Consider the following 19,557-nt stretch of genomic DNA (forward strand, 5'->3'; position numbering starts at 1 on the left):
CATGATCGAGCCGGCCAGTCCCAACGGCTTCCGCTGGAAGACGATCCCACACGCCGCGCTTTCCTATATGCGCGAGCGAATGGGGATCGGATATGTCTGGGTCGGTGCGGTTCTGGCCCTTGGCGCGAGCTTGCCCGCACTGTTCGCACGCGAGGTCTTCGGCGACGATTGGAGCGTTTACTACACCTACTGGACTGAGGGCCTCCCCGGACTTTTCCGCGTGCTGTATGAAGCGGCCCATGCCGGCTTCATCGTGCCGATGTCGCTGCTCGTCGTTCTCTTGCCCGACATGCCGGACGTCGCTGCGCGCCTCGCAGGTCTGGGTTGCCACCTCGCCAACGGCGTGTTGCTCTACTCCATCCTCCAAAGGTCACCCTACACGAAGCCGATAGCTGCCTTGTTTGCGGCTCTCTTCCTGCTCAGCCCGTTTTACGTCATTCGCCTCACGCAGAACGCCGTCTACGACGTCTTCCTGCTTTTCTATTTGTTGTCTTACGAGCTGACCTATTCGAAAGTGCGGGCGCTTCGATGGGCCGCGCCGTTCTGCCTGTTCTTCTCATTGTCGCTGGAGACCTTGATCGCCCTCGAGCCGCTCCGGGTCGTGCTGGCCCGATCTCCCGGCGAACGTTGGACGCGGACACTCGCGCGGCTCGCTCCGTTTTGGTTGGCCGTCGCGACCATCATTGTGCTGCGGATGACGATCCTGGGGAAGAGCGGTCACTACGCCGGACAATATAGTTTCGTGTCCGACCCTGTCGTCATCCGGAAAGCGCTGGTTGCCCATTTCATGGCCTTTCGGACCGGCCTGGAATACGCCTATTCCCACGGGTTCGGGCTGCTGGGAAGCCGCAATTCCACAGTCCTGGCATTGGCCGCCATGGTCGGCTCCGCTCTGCTCTCCGCGAGCGCATTCTGGACTCCATGGCTGCTGAGGAGCTTAGTCTCATCCGCCAACGCGATGCTGCTGTTGGTGCTCGGAGCCGCAATCGCCCTCCTCGGGGCAATGCCTTACGCCATCACCGGAATTTATGGCGCCGTGATGCGGGGGGAATCCAGACTGCTCTTTCCCTCGCAGGTCGGCGTCTTGTTGCTGATGGCGACGTTCATCCAGCTGGTTCCGGGAGCACGATTGCGCGCCGGCTTGGCTGGCGGCCTGCTCACCGTGTTCGCGCTGTCCATGGTGCAGGACTCCAAACGGCTTCTCTACGACGGGCTGATCAACTCGGATCTCCAGCGGCAAGTTCGGGCTGCCTTGCTTGCTGACCCCGAACCAAAGGTCGTGAGGCTCCATATAGAGGATCCCCACATGATCTCGTATCGCTCCCGCTGCCTGGGCGCCCCCGACATGAATGTCGCTCAGATGATGCTGCGGGATGAAAATCGAGAGCGATCGTTCGTGTACACGGATCATTGTGGGGATTTCGACAGTTCCGGGGCTATTCGGAACGACGCCTGCACCGTCTCCTACCTCGAGTTCTTTCCCTGCCCCCCACGCCGAGAGACCTGGCGCTACCGCGCTGCGCCCGGCATTCGGCCGCCCGATCGCATCAGATTCCTCGAACTGATGAGGGCCGTCCTCGAGGATGCGCCGTCGGCCACGCAAGGTCGCGGCGAGCTCGTGCAATTGAAGGACAATCTGCCGATTCCTTTGGCAAGAGCTGAATACCGGCCACCTTGCCGCCGGCCCGGAGTACGCGGAACCGCCTGGCTGCTGGCGTTACCCACACCGTCCTGCGAAGAGTCGGGCCTTGGGGCCCGATAGGCAAAGCAATGCTCATACTATGGCTCCCGATCGCTCTCCTCCGGCCGCTCGCATCCAGCCGATGCGCGACGTCGGGAAGGACTGGCTGCTGACGGGTGGAACGGGCTGACGATGCCTCCTGGCAAGAAGACGATCATTGTCCTGACCAAGTTCATGGTCTCAGCGGGCATTATCGTTCTGGTCGCACGCGACCTCGATCTCTCGTCACTCAAGGCCGACCTTCTCGCCGTTGAATTACACATGCTCGCGCTGGCGATGTTGCTGCTGTTCGCGCAGACGTTTGCCCTGTGCAACCGCTGGATTCTCATCCTCCGCGCGATCGGCGTGTCCCTGGATTGGGTGGCCGGATGGCGCATCGTACTTGCCAGCGCCTGGTTCAACCAGGTGTTGCCCTCCGGCGGCGAAGCGATCCGCATATGGATGTTGCGGCGCCATGGAATCAAGTGGTCGCAGACCCTGAGCAGCATCGTCGCAGATCGGTTCATCGGCCTTCTGACCCTCGGCTTCCTCATCTTGGCGGGAATGCCGTTCCTGATCTCGCGCATCCATGACAACGTCTTGCTGTTCGCCATCGCAGCGATCGTCGCTGCCGCATATTCCGGCGCAATTGTCCTCATGATGTTGAGCCGGTTGTCGGCCCGAGTGACTGCTGTTCTTCCCGTCCGGGTCATGCAGTTTGCGGCGCTACTCGAGGCTCCGCTACTCGCGAGAGCAGGACGTGAAGCCTTGTTCGGTTCGGCTATTGTCGTTCATCTCCTGACCATCGCGGCGGCCTATGCCCTGGCGATCGGGCTGGACGCCGGGTTGTCCGCACTCGACGCATTCGTCCTCGTGCCGCTGGTGATCATGGCGGCCGCCGTCCCGCTTTCCATCGGAGGATGGGGCATTCGTGAAGGAGCGATGGTCGGCGCGCTCGGGCTTGTCGGCATCGCATCCGACAAGGCGCTCGCAATATCCATCCTGCTTGGGCTCGGCAATCTCATTGTCGGATTCATCGGGGGCGCTGTGTGGCTGCTTGCGCCCGAGCGTACGACTTACGGCGCCAAACCGGATGATACTGCTCCACCGCTCCATCAGCGGTAATTGCGCGGAGCTGAAGGAGGTGCAACCGCACGGAACTGCCGCGGCAACCCGACGAGCCGGATGCCATCGATCGAAGCCGCCCCTGTTGTGGCGCGGCGCTGTCCCGGCCGCGGGTGGCGCAGGGACAGGGCAACTTAGGAATTGTGGCGCAGGCTGAGCCACTATATAGCCTTCAGCCAGTTCGGAGTTTCACCCGGGGCTCTGCCCCCATGTTGTTCCTGCAAAGAGCCAGACCAGTGACCGACCATTGCCGCCTTTGCCACTCGACCAACCTGCGTCCGGTCATCGACCTCGGATTGATGCCGATCGCGCATCGCCTTCGGCATAGCCGAAACGAGCAGGAGGAACGGTATCCGTTCGAAGTGCTGGCCTGCGGCGATTGCGGCCTGCCTCAGATCGTCAAGCCGATCGATCCAGAAATTCTGTATCGCCAGTTCAACTACAATTTCAGCAGCTGGAAGCCGGAGCCGCATCAGGCCGACGAGCTCGACACCATCGCGAAATTCTCCAAGCATCAATCCGTGTTCGAGATCGGTTGCAACGACGGCCTGTTCATGGACAAGCTGCGCGAGCGCGGCACCACGATCATGGTCGGTGTCGAGCCCAATCCGGTGTCGGGCAAGATCGCCCGCGAGCGCGGCATCAAGGTCTATGCCGACATGCTCAGCCCGGACATGGCCCACGACGCGGTCGCTCAGTCCGGCAAGTTCGACCTCGTCATATCGCGCCAGGTGCTCGAGCACATCGTCGATTTCGAGAACTTCTTCGCTTGCGTGAAGATCGCGCTGAAGGAGGATGGGCTGCTGTTCATCGACGTGCCCGATTTCGCGCCCGGCTCGGCCGTGGGCGACCTCTCGGTGCTCTGGGAAGAGCACGTCAGCTATTTCACCGAACCGACCCTCCTCGCCCTGCTGGCGCGCCACGGTTTCGAGGCAGTGTCGGTGAAGACATACAATTTCAGCGGCGGCAGCCTCGCGGTCGCGGCCCGCCGTGCCAAGGGCGCAGTGACGCCGCCGCCCGCGCCGTCCGGCGTCGGCGAGAAATTCGGTCAGCGCGCGAGAGAGTATGGCGCGCGTCTCCGCCCGATTTTGGCGAAGGCCCGCGCCAACGGCGCGGAGATCGCCATCTACGGCGCCGGCTGCCGCGCCTGCACCTTCACCAACGCCCACGAGCTGGCCGATCTCGTCGATCTCTCCGTCGACGACCAGAAGGAGCGCCAGGGACTGTTCCTGCCGGGCACCGGCATTCCGATCCGTGCGCCTGAGGAGCTCGCAGGCAAGTCCGGGCCGCTGGTCTGTCTTCTCGCCGTGAACGAGGAGAACGAAGCCAAGGTCAGCAGCCGGTTGCGCGAGAGCGTGAAGCGGCCGTTGCAGATCGTCTCGATTTTCGCGCCCTCGGACATCTGGAGCGAGCTCGATCGTCTCGAGGCGGCCGCAGGGTCGCGGCATGGCTGACGACAAGCTCTTCAACTATTACGAACGTCAGGACGTCCTGCCGACGTTCGGGAACTTCAAATCGTCCAGCGAGCTCGAGGCCTATGCCACCCAGCGGCGCGAGCTGTTCTCGGACAAGCTGGTGTTGCCGCCGCGACTGTTCCGCGATGCCGAGGTGCTCGAGTTCGGCCCCGATTCCGGCGAGAATGCGCTGGTGTTCGCCGGCTGGGGCGCGAACATGACGCTCGCCGAACCGAACCGGCTCGCGCACCCGAAGATCGAGGCCTATTTCACCCGTTTCGGCCTGACCGGACGTCTTCGCGAACTCGCGCTGGCCGACGTCGAGGGCTTCAGCAGCGACCGCCGTTTCGACATCATCGATGCCGAGGGTTTCATCTACACCGTGCAGCCGAGCGAAAAGTGGCTTGCCGTCTTTCACCGCCTGCTCAATCCCGACGGTTACGCCGTCGTCTCCTACTACGAGCGCTATGGCGGCTTCTTCGAGCTCGCGCTCAAGGCGATGCATGCGGCGGGCAAGGCGTTGACCGGTCACGCCGCCCTCGATACGGCGAAGATGCTGTTCGAGGCGAAGTGGAACAGCATTCCGCACACCCGCAGCTTCGAATCCTGGCTGATGGACGTGCTGGAGAATCCGTTCGTCCGGCATCGCTACTTCCTCGATGCGACCGCGTTGTGCACGGCCGCGCACGACAGGGGATTCGACGTCCATTCGGCATGGCCGGCCTACCGCGACAGCCTCGACATCTACTGGCACAAGAAGGTTCTGCCCGGTGACGAGAGGCTGCGTCGCGCCGCGCGCCATCTCGATCGCAGCCGCCTGAGCTTCCTCGGCGGGCGAAAGCTCTATCTGGTCGGCAAGGCCGATGCCGTGCAGGCGATCTCCGCGTCGATCGAGATGCTGGTTCGTGACGTCGATGCAATGATCGACGATCCCTTCGGCGAAAGCCTGTCGCGCGTCGTCGCGGGCCTTGCCTCCTTGCGCGAGACGATCGGCACCACGGACATTCTCGCCGACGACGCGGCCGACATCGAAGCCATCACGGCTACTCTCGACAGCTTCCATCGCATCTTTGCTGCGATCGGGCGACGGGACGTCTCCGCCGTCGCCGCCCTCGCCCGCTCGGATTCTGCATTCATCAACATCTGGGGACAGCCGGCGCATTTCCTCGCTATCCGGAAGCGCTGAGGGAGCGCAGCCATTGAGGCCAGGCATTGGCATCATCGGAACGGGCATGATCGGCCAGATGTGCCATCTCGCCAATTTCGCCGCCAATCCCGCTTGTCGCGTCGTCGCGATCGCAGACCTCCGGCCGGATCTGGCGGCTGCGGCCGCGCAGAAATTCGGCATCTCGCGAACTTACGGCTCGCACCGGGAGCTGCTCGCCGATAGCGCGGTATCCGCCGTCGTGGTCGTGACCAAGCGCCGTGCCACTGGCCCGATCGTGCTGGACGCGCTCAACAGCGGCCGGCACGTGCTCTCTGAAAAGCCGATGGCCTACACGACCGCCCAGGCCATGTCGCTGGCCGAAGCCGCACGGCGGCAAAACCTCGTCTACAGCATCGGCTACATGAAGCGTCACGACGCCGGCGTGGCACGGGCGCTTGAGGTGCTGACGCGCTTGCGTCATGACGGCTCGCTCGGACGCATCGTCCGGGCAAAGGGGTGGTGCTTCGGCGGCGACACGGGGCGGTCGCAAGATAATTTCGTGATGACCGGCGAAGCGCGGCCGGACGGAATCGAGCTCTGGCAGGACGGCCCCGACTGGATGCCGCGCGCGATACGTCCCGGCTACGACAACTTTCTGAACGTCTTCAGCCACATCATCAACCTGTCGCGCTATTTTCTGGGATCGTCGCCCGCGGTCGCCGCAAGCGCGATCGAGGCTTCGGGGGCCGGGCGCATCGTTCTCGATTTCGACGGCACCGCCTGCACGCTCGATCTCGTCAGCGGGTCGGACGGAGCTTGGCGCGAGGGACTGACGATCGAGTTCGAACGCGGCGCGGTGACGCTGGAGCTGCCCCCACCCTTTGCCGCGCAAGAGGCGGAGGTGGTTGTCGATCGCGACGGTCAACGCACGCGGTTGACGGGTGGTGCGAGCTGGGCCTTCCGGCGTCAGGCCGATGCCTTCGTTTCCGATGTCGCCACGCACGGTACACCGCTGGCCTCCGGCGCGGATTCGGTCACCGACATCGCGCTTGCGGAAACGGTTTGGAAACAGTGGGCTGGCGGCTGAATCATCCTCATCGCGCTTCAGGCGCGGCATTCTTCTCGATCGGCAGGATCCCCGTGATCGGCCCAAGCTTGATGGTGACCTGCGCGAGCTGCGCCAGGAACTCCGGAACGTCGCAACGCGCCAGCAGGCGGCACGCATAGTACTTCCGCACCAGGACCGGGTTCGGTGCTGCACCCGGCCCCGGCTGGAAGGAGATCGTCGCCTGCGGTCCTGACGGATCGAAATGATGGAAGGCGCTTCCCGGAGCCTTGCGCGCCTGGTCCATGCTGCGCAGGATGTCGGGCCGTTCGGCGCGCAGTGCAAATCCAAAAAATGGCTGATTTCCCCAGGCAAGGCGGAGCATGCCGGTGACTTCGGCGAGGCCGAACGGCACATGCCGTGAGGGGTAATCGAAGAAACCGTCGTCGAGCGCATAGACCGTCGCCGCGGGCTGGGCCCGACCGGCAAGATCGCGCGCCAGAGCCTCCTGCTTCAGCGTTCTCGCCTGCATGAAGATGTAGTTGGTCCACAGCATGCCGATCGACACGATCAGCCCCGCCCCGAATACGGCCGCAAAGGCCAAGCGAGGGCTGGTCCAGCGTTCGACCAGCCGCTTGACTGCGAGCAACGCCAGCGCCGACGGCACGCCGAACATCAGCAGATGACGACTCTCGTAGAAATGCATGGACGACGGCCGCAGGCCGGCGATCAGATAGGGCGATGCCAATGCGAGGAACAGCATGACGGCAAGCACGAGCGGCAGAAAGATCGCGAGCCTGGATGCAGCCGGCTTCGTGTCGGAACGCAGCAGCAGCACAGCGATTCCGGCGAGCACCGCCGCCGCAATGAAAAGCGTCGGGACCGTGATCGCCGTGCGCACCGCATTCGCCATAACGTCCCGGTAACCCGCGACGAAAAATGCCCACCATCCCCTCGCCAATTCGCCGAGAGCCGGGAAATGCGCGTCATAGTGCTGCGCGTACACGCCCATCCGCTTGAACCAGATGTTGAGCGTGCCCCAGTAGATCAAGGGAAGCGCGATCAACTCCGGATAACCTGCGGCACAACGCCAGCCTGCGAGCCAGGTGCGGCGAACGAAGCCGTCCGCCGCGTTGCCGCCACGCCAGATCGCAACGAAGAGGCCCAGCATCACGAAGGCAAAAAGCACGATCGTGGAGTTGAGCGCGAAACCGAGCAGGAACGCGAGCGCACAGGCGAGGCGAAGCAGCACACGCCGCGGACCACGGGCACTGAAGGCCAGCGTCAACAACCAGGCCCCGACGAACAGGAGTCCGAAGCTGAAAACGTAGACCGCGTTCGCCTTGCCGGCCCAGAGTTGGTAGCCGGGATAGGTCCAGACGCTCAACGCGAAACCGACCGCCTCGGCGCGGTCGAGCAGACCGAGACGCCTTGCGGTCAACGCCAGCGAGGTCGCACCGAAGACGATCCCGGCAAATGCCAGCGAGACCATCACCGCGACCGGTGCTCCCGTCCAGTTCGCGAACTTGTCGTAGCTGTAGAAGATCGGATGACCGGCGCCGTTCAGCAGGAAGTCGATATCGATGAAATAGTCCGGACGCGGCTTGAGCACCAGCCAATCGTCCATGAAGAGACCGTCGTTCAGGAGCATCGGTGCATGCGCCGCCAACAAAACGGCAAGGAGGACGACGATCGCACGCGGCAATGGGGCATCTCGGAGGGAGGAACGGTATCGCGACAAGGATTCGCACGCCCGGGTGAGGTCCGCAAGGGCGCGCCGACGGGCTCCCTTGACCGGAAAAATGCGACCTCCTATAGAACTTCGCACTGGCTGGACCGAGAGGCGTCCGGGACGATTTTCCGCAATGAACATGGTACCGGGCCCCGCGCAAGCCGCTGCGATTGGTCTCAGTCTTGCGCTGCCGCTGTTGCTGCTGTGCTATGCGCGCATCGCCGCCACCGGCGGATCAGGTCGCCGCTTCCGGCTCGGCTGCCTCAGCATCATGGCCTTTTACGCGATCGCCTGTATCGCGCTTCCCGGGCAACGCCATTTCGACGACGTGCTTGGCGGCTTGTTCCTGCTGGCGACTGCGATGATGTTTTTCTACATCCTGTTCAGCCTGCTGGCCTGGGGCTTCACGCTGACGCTGCTCACGGCATTGGTCAAGGCCGACCGTCCACTGACCCTCGAGCAATGGGCGGTGGCCTACATGCAAGGCGGCGATCTCGGCACCTTCACGCACAATCGCCTGAAGCTCCTGGTCGGTGCGAGGCTGGTGATCGCCGCGGACGGCAAGTTGGCTCCGACGGCAAAAGGTGTCGCCGTCGCGCGCCTCGTCAAGTTGGTTCGCCTGTCGACCGGGCTTGGGTGAGCGACCGCGATGTCCTTCATTGTCGGACTCCTCGCCGCGGTTAGCTTCGCCCTGCTGTCGCCCGCCTTGCAGCTGGTAGCCCGCGCGCGCGGTTGGACGGTTGCACCCGTAACCCTGCTCGCGATCGCCGCAATCGTCACGCATGGTCTGGGCGTCGTGCTCGGAATCTTCGTCGTCGCGCAATTCAGGTATTGGGACGCTGCGTCGATCTTCGGGTTTTGCGTCATGGCTTACGTCTTCGCTTTTGGCGCAGTGTACAAATCGGTGTCCCTGGAGATTCTGCTTGGTCTCGTCGACCGGCCGCTGCGGAGCGCACCGATTTCGGACATCGCCGAACGGCAGGTTCCAGCTCTGTTCCAGGGACGAATAGGGAACCTGGTCGATGGCGGCCTGGTCGAGCCGCTCGACTCGCACTTCGCTGCGACGGCGGCCGGCCAGGCCATGGCAGCCCGCGTCGGGTGGCTGCGCCGCGCTTTCGGCATCGGCGACACCAGTCTTTACGATTTTTCCGACTAGTTGCGGGAAATACACACATCACCGGCTTCGTGCCGGTTGTGCAGGTCTAATCTGCGGGGGCCTTATTGTTCGCCCAGGCCTTATGACCTAGAGTTGCGTTTGGGGGCCGCCGGTCGAAAGGGGCCGGCAACAGGCAGCTAGAGATGACACCTTCCAGGGCGGCAAAGCGGCTTACCATCGTCATCCCTGCTCTGAACGAGCAGGACAAGATCGCCGACACCATTGGCGGCGTCCTGCCGCTCGCCTGCGAGCTGCTCGACGACTTCGAAATCTTCCTGATCGACGACGGCAGCACCGATGCCACCGGCGCGATCATGGACGAGTTCGCCGCCGGCGATCCGCGCATCATCGTGCAGCATAACGCCGAAAGGCGGGGCGTCGGTGCAGGCTTCGAATACGCCCTGTCGCGCGCGAAATTCGAAGCCATCACGCTCATTCCCGGCGATCACGCCTTCCAGAACGAAGGTATTGCCCGGATGTTCAAGGCGGCGGGCGCCGCCGACCTCGTCATTACCCATCGCGACAACCAATCGGACCGATCGGTCAACCGCTCGCTGCAGTCGCATTCGCTGCGGTTCATCCTGAATTGCCTGTTCGGCTTCTGGCTGTCCGACTACCACAGCATGATCGTCTACCCCGTGAAATGGCTGCGCCAGATCGCGGTGAAGACCGACGGCTACGGTTATCAGATCTGCGCGTTGATCTCGCTGCTCCAGCTCGGCCTCAGCTACGTGCAGGTGCCCGTGAGCCTGAACGCGGAGCTGAAGGGGTCATCCCGTGCACTGCGGCTGCGCACCTATTTCGAGCTCGGCGGCACCATCGTCTCGCTGCTGCGCCGCGTTCCCATCCGGGACGTCGATCTCAGCCAGGTTCCCCGCGGCGCAGGGCGGGTCTCGGCGCGCTAGGCGACGCCTCGCCCGCGCTCCTCGCCTGAACGGCAGGTGAATATACCGTTCAACAGCCGTTGCGCGTGAGGGCGCTATAAGCTCCCTTACCGGAACTCGCGTCCTGGCCCTTCGTTACAGGATCGACCAAAGAGGGAGAGAAACTGTGCTTATTCAAGCCGTGGTGCTGGCGATGAGTACCCTTGGACCAGTATCGGCCGCGCCCGCCCAGGAGCCTCTGGTTCAACAAGTCCAGTTCCCGGGAAGAAACGGCTGGTGTCCGCGGGGCTATGACTTCAACTATTCGAACGGCTATTGCTATCCCAACGGCCAGCACGCCCCCGGCCTCTATGTGAGGCCGACGCCGAGACATTATGCCCCCGAGGGTTATTACCGGCCGCACCGGCACAGGTACCCGCCAGGCTATTACGACCGCTACTAGGGCAAGCGTCCGCATGGATAAGGCCCGCCGGAGCCGGCGGGCCTCGCTCGGGGCACCAGCTCACCCTGCTCCCTGGACGAGGTGCACGCGGGCACATCGATCACGGCCATCGTCAACAATCGCTTTGCCGGAATCTTGGGGAGGTTGACCCATTTGGGCGAGGGCTGAAGTCCAGGTCGGCCTCTGTCGAGACAAGAGCCGCTTAAGCCATTGAATTATCTGGCAGGAGTGGCAGGGCTCGAACCTGCGACCCCCGGTTTTGGAGACCGGTGCTCTACCAATTGAGCTACACTCCTACAGACCCCGCGTCGCCTTGGGATCAGGCGCGCTTTCAAGCACAGAGAGCGGCCGGTTTGCAAGGGTGAACCGCGCCGGCTTCGCTTGTTTGTGCCGGGGCTTCTGGGCCACAGTCCATTGCCGATAATCAAGAAACAACCGGGAGTGCCCATGACCGCCACAGCGACCGCTTCAGCCGCCTCACAGGCCACCGTCGCGCCATCGACCCCGCCCCTGCCGGAGGCCCGCCCGGAGACGCTCGGGCTGTCGCGTCCGCGCCTGCAGGCCATGTCGGACGCCTTCAAGCGCGAGATCGACAAGGGAACCGTTCCCGGGATCACCGTGCTGGTGGCGAGAGGCGGCCAGGTCGGCTGGTTCGAGGCGCTCGGCAAGCAGAGCCCGGCGGCCGCTGCGCCGATGGCCCGCGATTCGATCTTCCGGATCTTCTCGATGACCAAGCCGATCGTGTCGGTCGCCGTCATGGCGCTCGTCGAGGACGGCCGCCTCCTGCTCAGCGATCCCGTCGCCAAGTTCATCCCGGAATTCGCCAGCCAGCAGGTCGGCATCGTCAAGGACGGCAAGCTGGAGCTGGTGCCCCCGGCGCGGCCCATGACCGTGCAGGACCTGCTCCGCCACACCTCAGGCCTCACCTACGAGCACCAGGGCGACGGCCCCGTGCACAAGCTCTATCAGGAGTCCCGCGTCCGCAGCCGCAAGATCAGCAACGCCGAGCATGCCGCATTGGTGGCGAGCTTCCCGCTGGTCTGCCAGCCCGGTGCGGAGTTCAACTACAGCCGCTCCACCGACATCCTCGGCCGCATCATCGAGGTCGTCAGCGGCAAGTCGCTCGGCGCCTTCCTCACCGAGCGCGTGCTCGCCCCGCTGCAGATGGCCGAGACCGGCTTCGCGACCTCCGAGGCCAATGCCGGCCGGCTCGCCGAGCCGTTCGCGGCCGATCCGTGGACCGGCGACAAGGTCGCGCTGTTCAACATGCTGGAGCAGCCGGTGATGGAGTCGGGCGGCGGCGGTCTCGTTTCAACGACGATGGACTATGCTCGCTTCTGCCTGATGCTGCGCAACGGCGGCACGCTCGACGGCAACAGGATCATCGGGCGCAAGACGCTGGAGCTGATGGCGTCGGATCACCTCGGGCCGCACGTTCAGACCAACGGCACCCTGCTCTCGCCCGGCCACGGCTTCGGTCTCGGCTTCGCCGTGCGCCGCGAGGCCGGCATCGCGCCGTTCCCCGGCAGCGTCGGCCAGTATTTCTGGAGCGGCATCGCCGGCACGTTCTTCTGGATCGATCCGAAGGAGGATCTGTTCGCGGTGTTCATGAGCCAGGGGCCGGCACAGCGCGACTACACGCGGACGCTGGTGCGGGATCTGGTTTACGCGGCGGTGGAGTGAGGTCTCGCTCGTGCCCCGGACGCGACGCAGCGCGTAACGGTACAGAGCCGGGGCCCATGCCTCTGCAATCTCGCCCTTGGCTTTGTGAGTCCCGGCTCTGCGGACCGGCACTGCGTGCCACACCGCGTCCGGGACACGAGAGCTCAGCGTCAACTGATCGTCGCGCCGCCGTCGATCACCATGGTCTGGCCGGTCATGAAGTCGCCGGCCTTCGATCCCAGGAACACCGCCGCGCCCGCGATCTCGTCGGGAATGCCGATGCGCAGCAGCGGCGAGCGCGAGGTCGAGGCCTTCAGGTTCTCCGGATTGTCCCACAGCGCCTTGGCGAAGTCCGTCTTGATCAGGCCGGGCGCGATGCAGTTCACGCGAATGTTGTGCGGGCCGTATTCGCAGGCGAGATTGCGCGCGAGCTGCATGTCGGCGGCTTTCGAGATCGCGTAGGCGCCGAGGATGGTCGAGCCTTTCAATCCGCCGATCGAGGAGACGATGATGATCGAGCCGTCCTTGCGCTCGATCATCTGCGGCACCACCATCGAGATCAGCCAGTTGTTGGCGACGATGTTGTTGTCCAAAATCTTCCTGAACTGATCGTCGGAGATGCCGGCGAGCGGACCGTAATACGGGTTGGAGGCGGCGTTGCAGACCAGCACGTCGATCTTGCCGAAGGCGCGGTTGCTCTCATCGACGAGGTTTTGCAGGTTCTCCTTCGACGAGATGTTGGCGGCGACCGCGACCGCGGTGCCCTTGCCGAACTTGTCGTTGATGCCCTTGGCGACCTGCTCGCAGACGTCGGCCTTGCGCGAGGAGATCACGACCTTGGCGCCATGCTCGGCCATGCGCTCGGCGATCGCAAGCCCGATGCCGCGCGTCGATCCCGTGATGACGGCGACTTTCCCCTTCATGTCGAACAAGGTCATGTGTTTCCTCCCAATGATTGATCTTTGTATTCATTTCGAGATTTCGGGTCGACCAAGCGCGGCATAGTTGTAGGTACCGACGCTCGGCTCAAGGGAACTTGCTGCGCCGCAACCCCGACGCCCTCTCTGCGGCAACCTGCCTTATGCCAATTTTTGTGACAGCACCAAGCGCCCAGCACTTTCGCCACCCAAAGCTCGCACTACAGCAGACTTCCAATCTTCAACAACGGCTGGATCAGCTGGGGTCCCATCTTCAAGGAGCGACATACCTCCAAGAATCTCGGCTAGACCATCAGACTGAGTCCTCTTCCAAGCTTCTTCAAGAAAGATAAACATCGCTGAGTAAGCTTGATCTTGTGTCATCGTGCCCCCCCATCTACGGCGTGATTGAAGATCATAGACCAGTTGCGGGATCGTAGGCCTTGCGAGTGAGATTTAAGCCGCCCCATTTCTGATTCTACGGTTTTTCTGCGGACCGTTCCGGAACGGCGGTTGAACTCAAGCGAGCTTCTTGACCTCAGGTCCCGCCGGCTGATGCATCGCTGCGTGCGCGTCGTCGGCGATCCAGGGCTGCTGGTTCACCATCGGCAGCCGCCAGACCTTGAGCTCGGGAGTTGCAAAATAATCCAGCCGCGTGATCGAGCAATTGTCGATGTCGAAGGACAGCGCCCGCTCGACCTGACCGTCGAGCGCGAGGCCGATCGCCGCCTTGATGGTGCCGCCATGCGCAACCGCGATGATGTCCTGCCCACCAGCCTCGCTGGTAATGCGCTCGATGGTGCGGCGCGTGCGGTTGTAGAGGTCCATGAAGCTCTCGCCGCCGGGCGCGGGCTCGTTGACGTCGGCGAACCAGCTCGAGCCGACCGGCCGGCTGGCGATGAAGGCGGCGCGGTTCATGCCCTGCCAGCGGCCGAGATTTTGCTCGGCGAGGTCCGTCTCCCATTTCATCGATGCGGGTCGCGGAAAGCCGGCCGCCCAGATCGCCTCGGCGGTCTGATGCGTGCGCTGCAGATTGCTCGAATACCAGACCGCCGTGCGTGGCAGCACCTTGGCAACCGCGTTGAACACGTAGGTATCGCTGGTGTCGCAGGCGATATCGCTCTGCCCGTAGATATTGCCGCCGTCGTTGCGTACCGGCGCGTGACGGACCCACCACCATCGCGTGACGACCACATCGGGCTTGTCTGCACCTGCCATCGAAACCCTTCCATCTCGTTTGATGTCGCTGTACGTGAGTAGGCAACGCGTCTCAAGACACTTTACCGTTTGAAATCTTGTTTGAAATTCCGTCGCGCGGCAAGCGTCGTGCGAGACACCTAAGGGAGAAACGCATGGGCCGCCTGCAAGGCAAATCCGTCATCATCACCGGCGCCGGCAGCGGTATCGGCCGCGCGGCCGCGCACCTCTTCACCAAGGAAGGCGCAAAGCTGATTGCGGTCGACCGCACCGAGGCGGTGAAGCAGACCGTCGACGAAATCAAGAAAGCGGGCGGCGTCGCCGAGGCAATGATGGCGGACGCAGGCTCCGAACAGGACGTCATTGCCGTCATCGACAAGGCCGTGACGACGCACGGCCGGCTCGACGTGATCTGGGCCAATGCGGGCATCTCCGGCGGCCTCGTTCCGATTCCCGAGCAGACCGTGGAGCATTGGCAGGAGATCCTGCGCATCAATCTGATCGGGCCGTTCCTCGCGGTGAAGCATGCGATGCCGCACATGGTGAAGCAGCAGTCGGGCGCGATCGTGCTGACCGCGTCCGTCGCCGGCCTCAAGGCCGGCGCCAGCGGGCATCCCTATGCGGCGAGCAAGGCGGGCGTGATCAGCCTGGTGCAGACCACCGCCTATTCGCTCACCGGCACCGGCGTGCGCATCAACGCGGTGTGCCCAGGCCTGATCGAGACCGGCATGACCAAGCCGATCTTCGACCGCGCCAAGGAGCGCGGCACGCAGGGCAAGATCGGCCAGCTCAACCCGCTTCAGCGCCCCGGCCAGCCGCACGAGCTCGCCGCGATGGGCTTGTTCCTCGCCAGCGACGAGGCCTCGTATGTCAACGGCCAGGCCTTCCCGGTCGATGGCGGCCTCACCGCGTCAATGCCGTATACGGGCAAGCCGGTCTAGCCCAGGTCTCGTGTCCCGGACGCGCTGCAGCGCTCTTGCGCTGCTGCGCAGAGCCGGGACCCGGCGAGCCGCAGCGCTCGCTGATACATGGGCCCCGGCTCTGCAGCGCATCACTTCGTGCTGCGCTGCGTCCGGGGCACGAGCGTCGGTGAATGATTGACATGGGATCGCATCCTCGCGGCTTGCTTGCCCGAGCTTTGCCTGATCGCTTCGCCCTCTGAATTGAAAGAAGGCGCAGGGAAGGCCGGGAGCCGGTGGCTCCCGTGGACCGCCATGCCAAGAGCAGACTGCGTGTGCTGCGCATAGCGGAGAATAGGGCAACCGGGACATCCCGGCCTTCCCTGCGCAGTGGTTGGAACGGCTTATGTCGTGCTCTCCCCGGGGAGCGTTGCACTATTGCCCCCGTCGCCTTGCGGACGATCGATGCGCGGGCCCGGTCGGGCCGCCACATCACCGCAACACTTGGCGCACAGACCCCGGGCGCCAGGACCACACGATTTTGCCGTACGCCGATCGCACCGGTCGTGTGCGCGATGGCCTTGCTCACGGTTGCCCGCCCTGCAAGAACCCTTCGCGCCGATGCCATCGGCGTCCACCGCCGCCCGGCCCGCGTTCGTGACGATCACGATACGCCCTCTTCCTTGGGCCGGGTTGCGCGACACATACGTCATTTCCGAATTTCGGTAAAGCGGAATATTTTCGCCCGCGCCGGTTGACCTAGGGCTCGGGTGTTTCGCCCGTCGGGCACCGCAAGGGCTGGTAGCCTCCGTCGTCATTGCGGGGCGCGCCGAAGGCGCGAACCCCGAATCCATTTCGCAGCAGATGATGCGGGCCGATGGTCTCCGGGCTCGATGCTGCGCATCGCCCCGGAATGACGGTCGAGATGTTGATTTGCCCATCCCGCCATCGCGTTGGTATGGTTCCTGCAAGCATTCCGTGCTCCATATCCCCTGACAGAATGAGACAATGCCGAGCTCAAGACCCGACCGTATTCGCAAACTCCTCGCCGACCTCGTGTCGTTCGACACCGTCAGCGACCGCACCAACCTGCCGCTGATCGCACATATCGAGAGCTACCTCGCTTCCTTCGGCATCACGGGCGAGCGCATCGTCGACCCGACCGGGCAAAAGGCCTCGCTATGGGTCACGATCGGCCCCGAGGACCGTCCCGGCTTCGTGCTGTCGGGCCATACCGACGTTGTCCCTGTCGTGGGCCAGGACTGGAGCCACGATCCGTTCAAGCTGGTCGAGCGCGACGGCAAGCTCTACGGCCGCGGCACCACCGACATGAAGGGCTTTGTCGCGGTGTGCCTCGCCATGGTGCCCGAGATGGTGGAGGCCAGGCTTGCAACGCCGATTCACCTGGCGATCTCCTATGACGAGGAGATCGGCTGCGTCGGCGTGCGGCCGATGCTCGGCGTCGTCGCGAAAAAGAAGATCAGGCCGATCGGCGCCTTCATCGGCGAGCCGACCGAGATGAAAGTGATCATCGGCCACAAGGGCAAGCACGGCGTGCGCGCTACCTTTCGCGGCCTTGCCCGCCATTCCTCGATCGCGCCCGACGGCGTCAATGCGATTGAGTACGCCGCCGATCTGATCGTCGAGATCCGCCGCCGTGCCGAACAGCTTGCGGCCGCGCGCGCGACGGACAGCCTCTACGACGTTCCGCATTCGACGCTGCTCACCAGCATCGTCCACGGCGGCGCCGCACTGAACATCGTGCCGGACACTTGCGCGGTCGAGTTCGAATGCCGCGGCATCGGCATCAGCGAGTCGCGCCAGGTCACGGATGCGATCGTCGCCTGGGCCAAGGCCGAGCTCGAGCCGGCGATGAAGGCGCGGCATCCCGATTGCGGCATCGGCTTCGAGGAGATCCTCGACTATCCCGCCCTCGACACCGAGCCGGACGCCGCGATCGTCACGCTGGCCAAGAGCCTCGCCGGACGCAACGACCACGCCAAAGTCGCCTTCGGCACGGAGGCGAGCCTGTTCGCGAGCATGGCCGATATCCCGTCCGTCGTGATCGGCCCGGGATCGATCGCGCAGGCGCATACGCCGGACGAGTTCGTGGAGATGGCCGAACTGGAGAAATGCGCAGGCTTCGTGGAGAGACTGATCGCGCATTGTGCGAAGGCCGCGGCATAGGTTGCCGTAGGGTGGCAAAGCGGCTTGTCCGCCGTAGCGCGAAGAGCGCACCGATTCGCTGCGATCACGGAGAGCTGGTGGGCACGACGCTACGCGTCTTTGCCCACCCCACGGAAGCGAGCGCGGGCGCGACGCCTCAGCGCTCCTGCAACGCCAGCCGGACGCCGACGGCGCAATAGATGGTCCCGACCACCTTGCCCTGCCATTTCACGACGGCCGGATGGCGGCGCAGGAGATTGCCGAGACGGCCGGCGCCGACGGCAAATACGACGGTGCTAAGTAAGCCGAGCAGCACGAAGACGATGCCGAGTATCGCTAGTTGAATGGTGACCGAACCGTGCTCCGGCCGGACGAACTGCGGCAGGAAGGCAAGAAAGAACAGCGCCGTCTTGGGATTGAGCACCTCGGTCAGCATGGCCTGCCGGAATGCGCGGCCCGCAGTGATCGCCGGCGCGCCGCCATCAAGGCCGATCGGCGCCTTATCGATCATGGCGCGAATGCCGAGGTAGATCAGGAAGCCCGCCCCCGCATATTTGACGAGGCTGAACAGCAGCGCCGAAGTGGCGATGATGGCGGAAAGGCCGACAATCGCCATGCTGGTGTGGATCACGTCACCCGCAGCAATGCCGGCGCCCGTGGCAATGCCGACCTTCGTTCCAGAGCTTGCAGCCCGTGCCATCGTGAGCAGCGTCGCGGGGCCAGGAATGAAGACGAAGCCGAGAACGATCAGAATGTAGGCAATGAGGGTGGCGTGGTCGATCATGCGCGCGGTTCCGAGGTGAATTCCTGTGACAGGCTGAGTGACGGTTCGCGGGCAATGACAGCGAATGTGCGGGATGACGAACTCCTGAAAGCGAAAGGCGCGGCCATCAGCCGCGCCTTCGTTGGTCTTACACCGCGCCCGCCTTCTGCGCGTATTCCCATGACGCCTTTGACAGCGGCACAGTGCGCTTGGCGGATTCCAGCGCCTTGGCGTTGGCGGCGGTGCCGTCGCGGACGCGGCCTGCGATGCCCTGGGTGATGCCGGCGAGACGGAACAGATTGTAGGCGAAATACCAGTTGAGATCAGGCACCGTCATCTTGGTGACGTTGCAATAGATCTGCGCCGCCTCTTCCAGGCTCGGGATGTTGAGCGCCTTGAGATCGGCGCCGTCAAGGCCCGGCATGATCCACTGCATCAGCAGATAGGTGAAGTCGGCCATGGGATCGCCGAGCGTCGACAGCTCCCAGTCCAGCACGGCCTGCACGCGCGGTTCCGTCGCGTGGAAAATCATGTTGTCGAGGCGATAATCGCCGTGCACGATCGACACGCGCGCCTGTTCCGGCACCGTCTTTGGCAGCCATTCGGCGACCTTCTCGAATTCCGGAATGTGCTGCGTCTCGGAGGCGCGATATTGCTTGGTCCAGCGGTCGATCTGGCGCGCGAAATAATTGCCGGGCTTGCCGAAGTCGCCGAGGCCGATCGCGGTGGGATCGTACATGTGGAGTTTCGCCAGCGTCTCGATCTTGCTGGTGAATATCTTGCGGCGATCGTCCGGCGTCTGGCTCGGCAGCGTCGGATCCCAGAACACGCGGCCCTCCTCCATCGACATGATGTAGAAGGCGGCGCCGATGACGCCGTCGTCCTGGCACAGCGCATAGGCGCGCGCGACCGGAAAGCCCTGCTTGCCGAGCGCCGCGATCACCCGGTATTCGCGATCGACCGCGTGCGCCGACGGCAGCAATTTGCCGAACGGCTTGCGGCGCATCACGTAGGAGCGGTTTGGCGTGTTGAGGCGATAGGTCGGGTTGGACTGACCGCCCTTGAACTGGAGCACCACCAGCGGCCCCTCAAAACCTTCGACGTGCTCGCGCATCCACGCTTCGAGGCGCAGCTCGTCGAAACGATGCCGCTCCTCGACGGGCTTGGTGCCCGAAAACTCTTCGTCTTTCCTGACGCCGTCAGCCACGATGACGCTCCCTCTTCAGTCCGAACATGATCCTAATCGGT

At 63.9% G+C, this 19,557-nt stretch carries 18 protein-coding genes and 1 tRNA gene; 12 read left to right on the forward strand and 7 right to left on the reverse strand.

The window, feature by feature from the left end:
* Position 1: 1 nt before the first annotated feature.
* The 5 genes from WI560_RS18930 to WI560_RS18950 all read left to right on the forward strand — a co-directional run bounded on the left by WI560_RS18930 (position 2) and on the right by WI560_RS18950 (position 6,533).
* On the forward strand, positions 2-1,762 hold the full coding sequence (locus tag WI560_RS18930) for a hypothetical protein (protein WP_375304370.1): 1,761 nt from the start codon (positions 2-4) through the stop codon (positions 1,760-1,762).
* Between the two features lie 111 nt (positions 1,763-1,873).
* A complete protein-coding gene (locus WI560_RS18935; protein ID WP_375304371.1) occupies positions 1,874-2,845 on the forward strand; it encodes a lysylphosphatidylglycerol synthase transmembrane domain-containing protein in 972 nt (323 codons plus the stop codon).
* Between the two features lie 236 nt (positions 2,846-3,081).
* On the forward strand, positions 3,082-4,299 hold the full coding sequence (locus WI560_RS18940; RefSeq protein WP_375304372.1) for a class I SAM-dependent methyltransferase: 1,218 nt from the start codon (positions 3,082-3,084) through the stop codon (positions 4,297-4,299).
* Complete coding sequence (locus WI560_RS18945; protein ID WP_375304373.1) at positions 4,292-5,485, forward strand: class I SAM-dependent methyltransferase; 1,194 nt, start codon at positions 4,292-4,294, stop codon at positions 5,483-5,485. The genes WI560_RS18940 and WI560_RS18945 overlap by 8 nt, the downstream gene beginning before the upstream one ends.
* Positions 5,486-5,498: 13 nt before the next feature.
* On the forward strand, positions 5,499-6,533 hold the full coding sequence (locus WI560_RS18950) for a Gfo/Idh/MocA family protein (RefSeq protein ID WP_375304374.1): 1,035 nt from the start codon (positions 5,499-5,501) through the stop codon (positions 6,531-6,533).
* 7 nt (positions 6,534-6,540) lie between these two features.
* Here the strand turns inward: WI560_RS18950 and WI560_RS18955 are convergent, their stop codons facing one another.
* A complete protein-coding gene (locus WI560_RS18955) occupies positions 6,541-8,364 on the reverse strand; it encodes a hypothetical protein (protein ID WP_375304375.1) in 1,824 nt (607 codons plus the stop codon).
* Between WI560_RS18955 and WI560_RS18960 the strand changes: the two genes are divergently transcribed.
* The 4 genes from WI560_RS18960 to WI560_RS18975 all read left to right on the forward strand — a co-directional run bounded on the left by WI560_RS18960 (position 8,357) and on the right by WI560_RS18975 (position 10,705).
* Positions 8,357-8,863 carry a hypothetical protein gene (locus tag WI560_RS18960; RefSeq protein WP_375304376.1) on the forward strand — a complete coding sequence of 169 codons (507 nt, stop codon included), beginning with the start codon at positions 8,357-8,359 and terminating at the stop codon, positions 8,861-8,863. The two genes, WI560_RS18955 and WI560_RS18960, sit on opposite strands and share 8 nt — an antisense overlap.
* Positions 8,864-8,872: 9 nt before the next feature.
* Positions 8,873-9,379: a hypothetical protein gene (locus tag WI560_RS18965; RefSeq protein WP_375304377.1), complete on the forward strand. Its 507-nt coding sequence runs from the start codon at positions 8,873-8,875 to the stop codon at positions 9,377-9,379.
* Between the two features lie 143 nt (positions 9,380-9,522).
* Positions 9,523-10,284 (forward strand): glycosyltransferase family 2 protein, encoded by a 762-nt coding sequence (locus WI560_RS18970; RefSeq protein WP_375304378.1) that lies wholly within the window; start codon positions 9,523-9,525, stop codon positions 10,282-10,284.
* 172 nt (positions 10,285-10,456) lie between these two features.
* Complete coding sequence (locus tag WI560_RS18975; RefSeq protein WP_375304379.1) at positions 10,457-10,705, forward strand: hypothetical protein; 249 nt, start codon at positions 10,457-10,459, stop codon at positions 10,703-10,705.
* Between the two features lie 220 nt (positions 10,706-10,925).
* Here WI560_RS18975 and WI560_RS18980 read toward each other — a convergent pair.
* Positions 10,926-11,001, reverse strand: a tRNA-Trp gene (locus WI560_RS18980).
* Positions 11,002-11,152: 151 nt separating this feature from the next.
* Here WI560_RS18980 and WI560_RS18985 point away from each other — a divergent pair.
* Entirely contained in the window at positions 11,153-12,388 is a 1,236-nt protein-coding gene (locus WI560_RS18985; protein WP_375304380.1) for a serine hydrolase domain-containing protein, read from the forward strand.
* Between the two features lie 149 nt (positions 12,389-12,537).
* Here the strand turns inward: WI560_RS18985 and WI560_RS18990 are convergent, their stop codons facing one another.
* The 3 genes from WI560_RS18990 to WI560_RS19000 form a co-directional block, all read right to left on the reverse strand.
* Positions 12,538-13,305 (reverse strand): SDR family NAD(P)-dependent oxidoreductase, encoded by a 768-nt coding sequence (locus WI560_RS18990; RefSeq protein ID WP_025037031.1) that lies wholly within the window; start codon positions 13,303-13,305, stop codon positions 12,538-12,540.
* A 141-nt stretch (positions 13,306-13,446) separates the two neighbouring features.
* A complete protein-coding gene (locus WI560_RS18995; protein ID WP_375304381.1) occupies positions 13,447-13,668 on the reverse strand; it encodes a hypothetical protein in 222 nt (73 codons plus the stop codon).
* Positions 13,669-13,803: 135 nt separating this feature from the next.
* Positions 13,804-14,502, reverse strand: coding sequence for a histidine phosphatase family protein (locus tag WI560_RS19000; protein WP_375304382.1), 699 nt, complete (start codon positions 14,500-14,502; stop codon positions 13,804-13,806).
* A gap of 134 nt (positions 14,503-14,636) precedes the next feature.
* Here WI560_RS19000 and WI560_RS19005 point away from each other — a divergent pair, with 134 nt between their 5' ends.
* Both WI560_RS19005 and argE read left to right on the forward strand, forming a co-directional pair.
* The gene (locus WI560_RS19005) at positions 14,637-15,422 is read left to right on the forward strand and encodes an SDR family NAD(P)-dependent oxidoreductase (RefSeq protein ID WP_375304383.1); all 786 of its coding nucleotides are present in this window, start codon (positions 14,637-14,639) and stop codon (positions 15,420-15,422) included.
* Between the two features lie 966 nt (positions 15,423-16,388).
* Complete coding sequence (gene argE / locus WI560_RS19010; protein ID WP_375304384.1) at positions 16,389-17,567, forward strand: acetylornithine deacetylase; 1,179 nt, start codon at positions 16,389-16,391, stop codon at positions 17,565-17,567.
* 136 nt (positions 17,568-17,703) lie between these two features.
* On the opposite strand, the gene WI560_RS19015 is transcribed toward argE, so the two are convergent.
* Positions 17,704-18,330 (reverse strand): LysE family translocator, encoded by a 627-nt coding sequence (locus WI560_RS19015; RefSeq protein WP_375304385.1) that lies wholly within the window; start codon positions 18,328-18,330, stop codon positions 17,704-17,706.
* A 127-nt stretch (positions 18,331-18,457) separates the two neighbouring features.
* Positions 18,458-19,516 carry a phosphotransferase family protein gene (locus tag WI560_RS19020; RefSeq protein ID WP_375304386.1) on the reverse strand — a complete coding sequence of 353 codons (1,059 nt, stop codon included), beginning with the start codon at positions 19,514-19,516 and terminating at the stop codon, positions 18,458-18,460.
* Positions 19,517-19,557 lie beyond the last annotated feature (41 nt).

It is taken from the genome of Bradyrhizobium sp. A11 (assembly GCF_042077125.1).
GTDB classification, from domain to species: domain Bacteria; phylum Pseudomonadota; class Alphaproteobacteria; order Rhizobiales; family Xanthobacteraceae; genus Bradyrhizobium; species Bradyrhizobium japonicum_B.

What these genes read in the sequence shown, in the direction of transcription:
- WI560_RS18930 (WP_375304370.1), top strand. Translation starts at nt 2, where the DNA reads ATGATCGAGCCGGCCAGTCCCAACGGCTTCCGCTGGAAGACGATCCCA.
- WI560_RS18935 (WP_375304371.1), top strand. Translation starts at nt 1,874, where the DNA reads ATGCCTCCTGGCAAGAAGACGATCATTGTCCTGACCAAGTTCATGGTC.
- WI560_RS18945 (WP_375304373.1), top strand. Translation starts at nt 4,292, where the DNA reads ATGGCTGACGACAAGCTCTTCAACTATTACGAACGTCAGGACGTCCTG.
- WI560_RS18960 (WP_375304376.1), top strand. Translation starts at nt 8,357, where the DNA reads ATGAACATGGTACCGGGCCCCGCGCAAGCCGCTGCGATTGGTCTCAGT.
- WI560_RS18955 (WP_375304375.1), bottom strand. Translation starts at nt 8,364, where the DNA reads ATGTTCATTGCGGAAAATCGTCCCGGACGCCTCTCGGTCCAGCCAGTG.
- WI560_RS18965 (WP_375304377.1), top strand. Translation starts at nt 8,873, where the DNA reads ATGTCCTTCATTGTCGGACTCCTCGCCGCGGTTAGCTTCGCCCTGCTG.
- WI560_RS18970 (WP_375304378.1), top strand. Translation starts at nt 9,523, where the DNA reads ATGACACCTTCCAGGGCGGCAAAGCGGCTTACCATCGTCATCCCTGCT.
- WI560_RS18975 (WP_375304379.1), top strand. Translation starts at nt 10,457, where the DNA reads ATGAGTACCCTTGGACCAGTATCGGCCGCGCCCGCCCAGGAGCCTCTG.
- WI560_RS18985 (WP_375304380.1), top strand. Translation starts at nt 11,153, where the DNA reads ATGACCGCCACAGCGACCGCTTCAGCCGCCTCACAGGCCACCGTCGCG.
- WI560_RS18990 (WP_025037031.1), bottom strand. Translation starts at nt 13,305, where the DNA reads ATGACCTTGTTCGACATGAAGGGGAAAGTCGCCGTCATCACGGGATCG.
- WI560_RS18995 (WP_375304381.1), bottom strand. Translation starts at nt 13,668, where the DNA reads ATGACACAAGATCAAGCTTACTCAGCGATGTTTATCTTTCTTGAAGAA.
- WI560_RS19000 (WP_375304382.1), bottom strand. Translation starts at nt 14,502, where the DNA reads ATGGCAGGTGCAGACAAGCCCGATGTGGTCGTCACGCGATGGTGGTGG.
- WI560_RS19005 (WP_375304383.1), top strand. Translation starts at nt 14,637, where the DNA reads ATGGGCCGCCTGCAAGGCAAATCCGTCATCATCACCGGCGCCGGCAGC.
- argE (WP_375304384.1), top strand. Translation starts at nt 16,389, where the DNA reads ATGCCGAGCTCAAGACCCGACCGTATTCGCAAACTCCTCGCCGACCTC.
- WI560_RS19015 (WP_375304385.1), bottom strand. Translation starts at nt 18,330, where the DNA reads ATGATCGACCACGCCACCCTCATTGCCTACATTCTGATCGTTCTCGGC.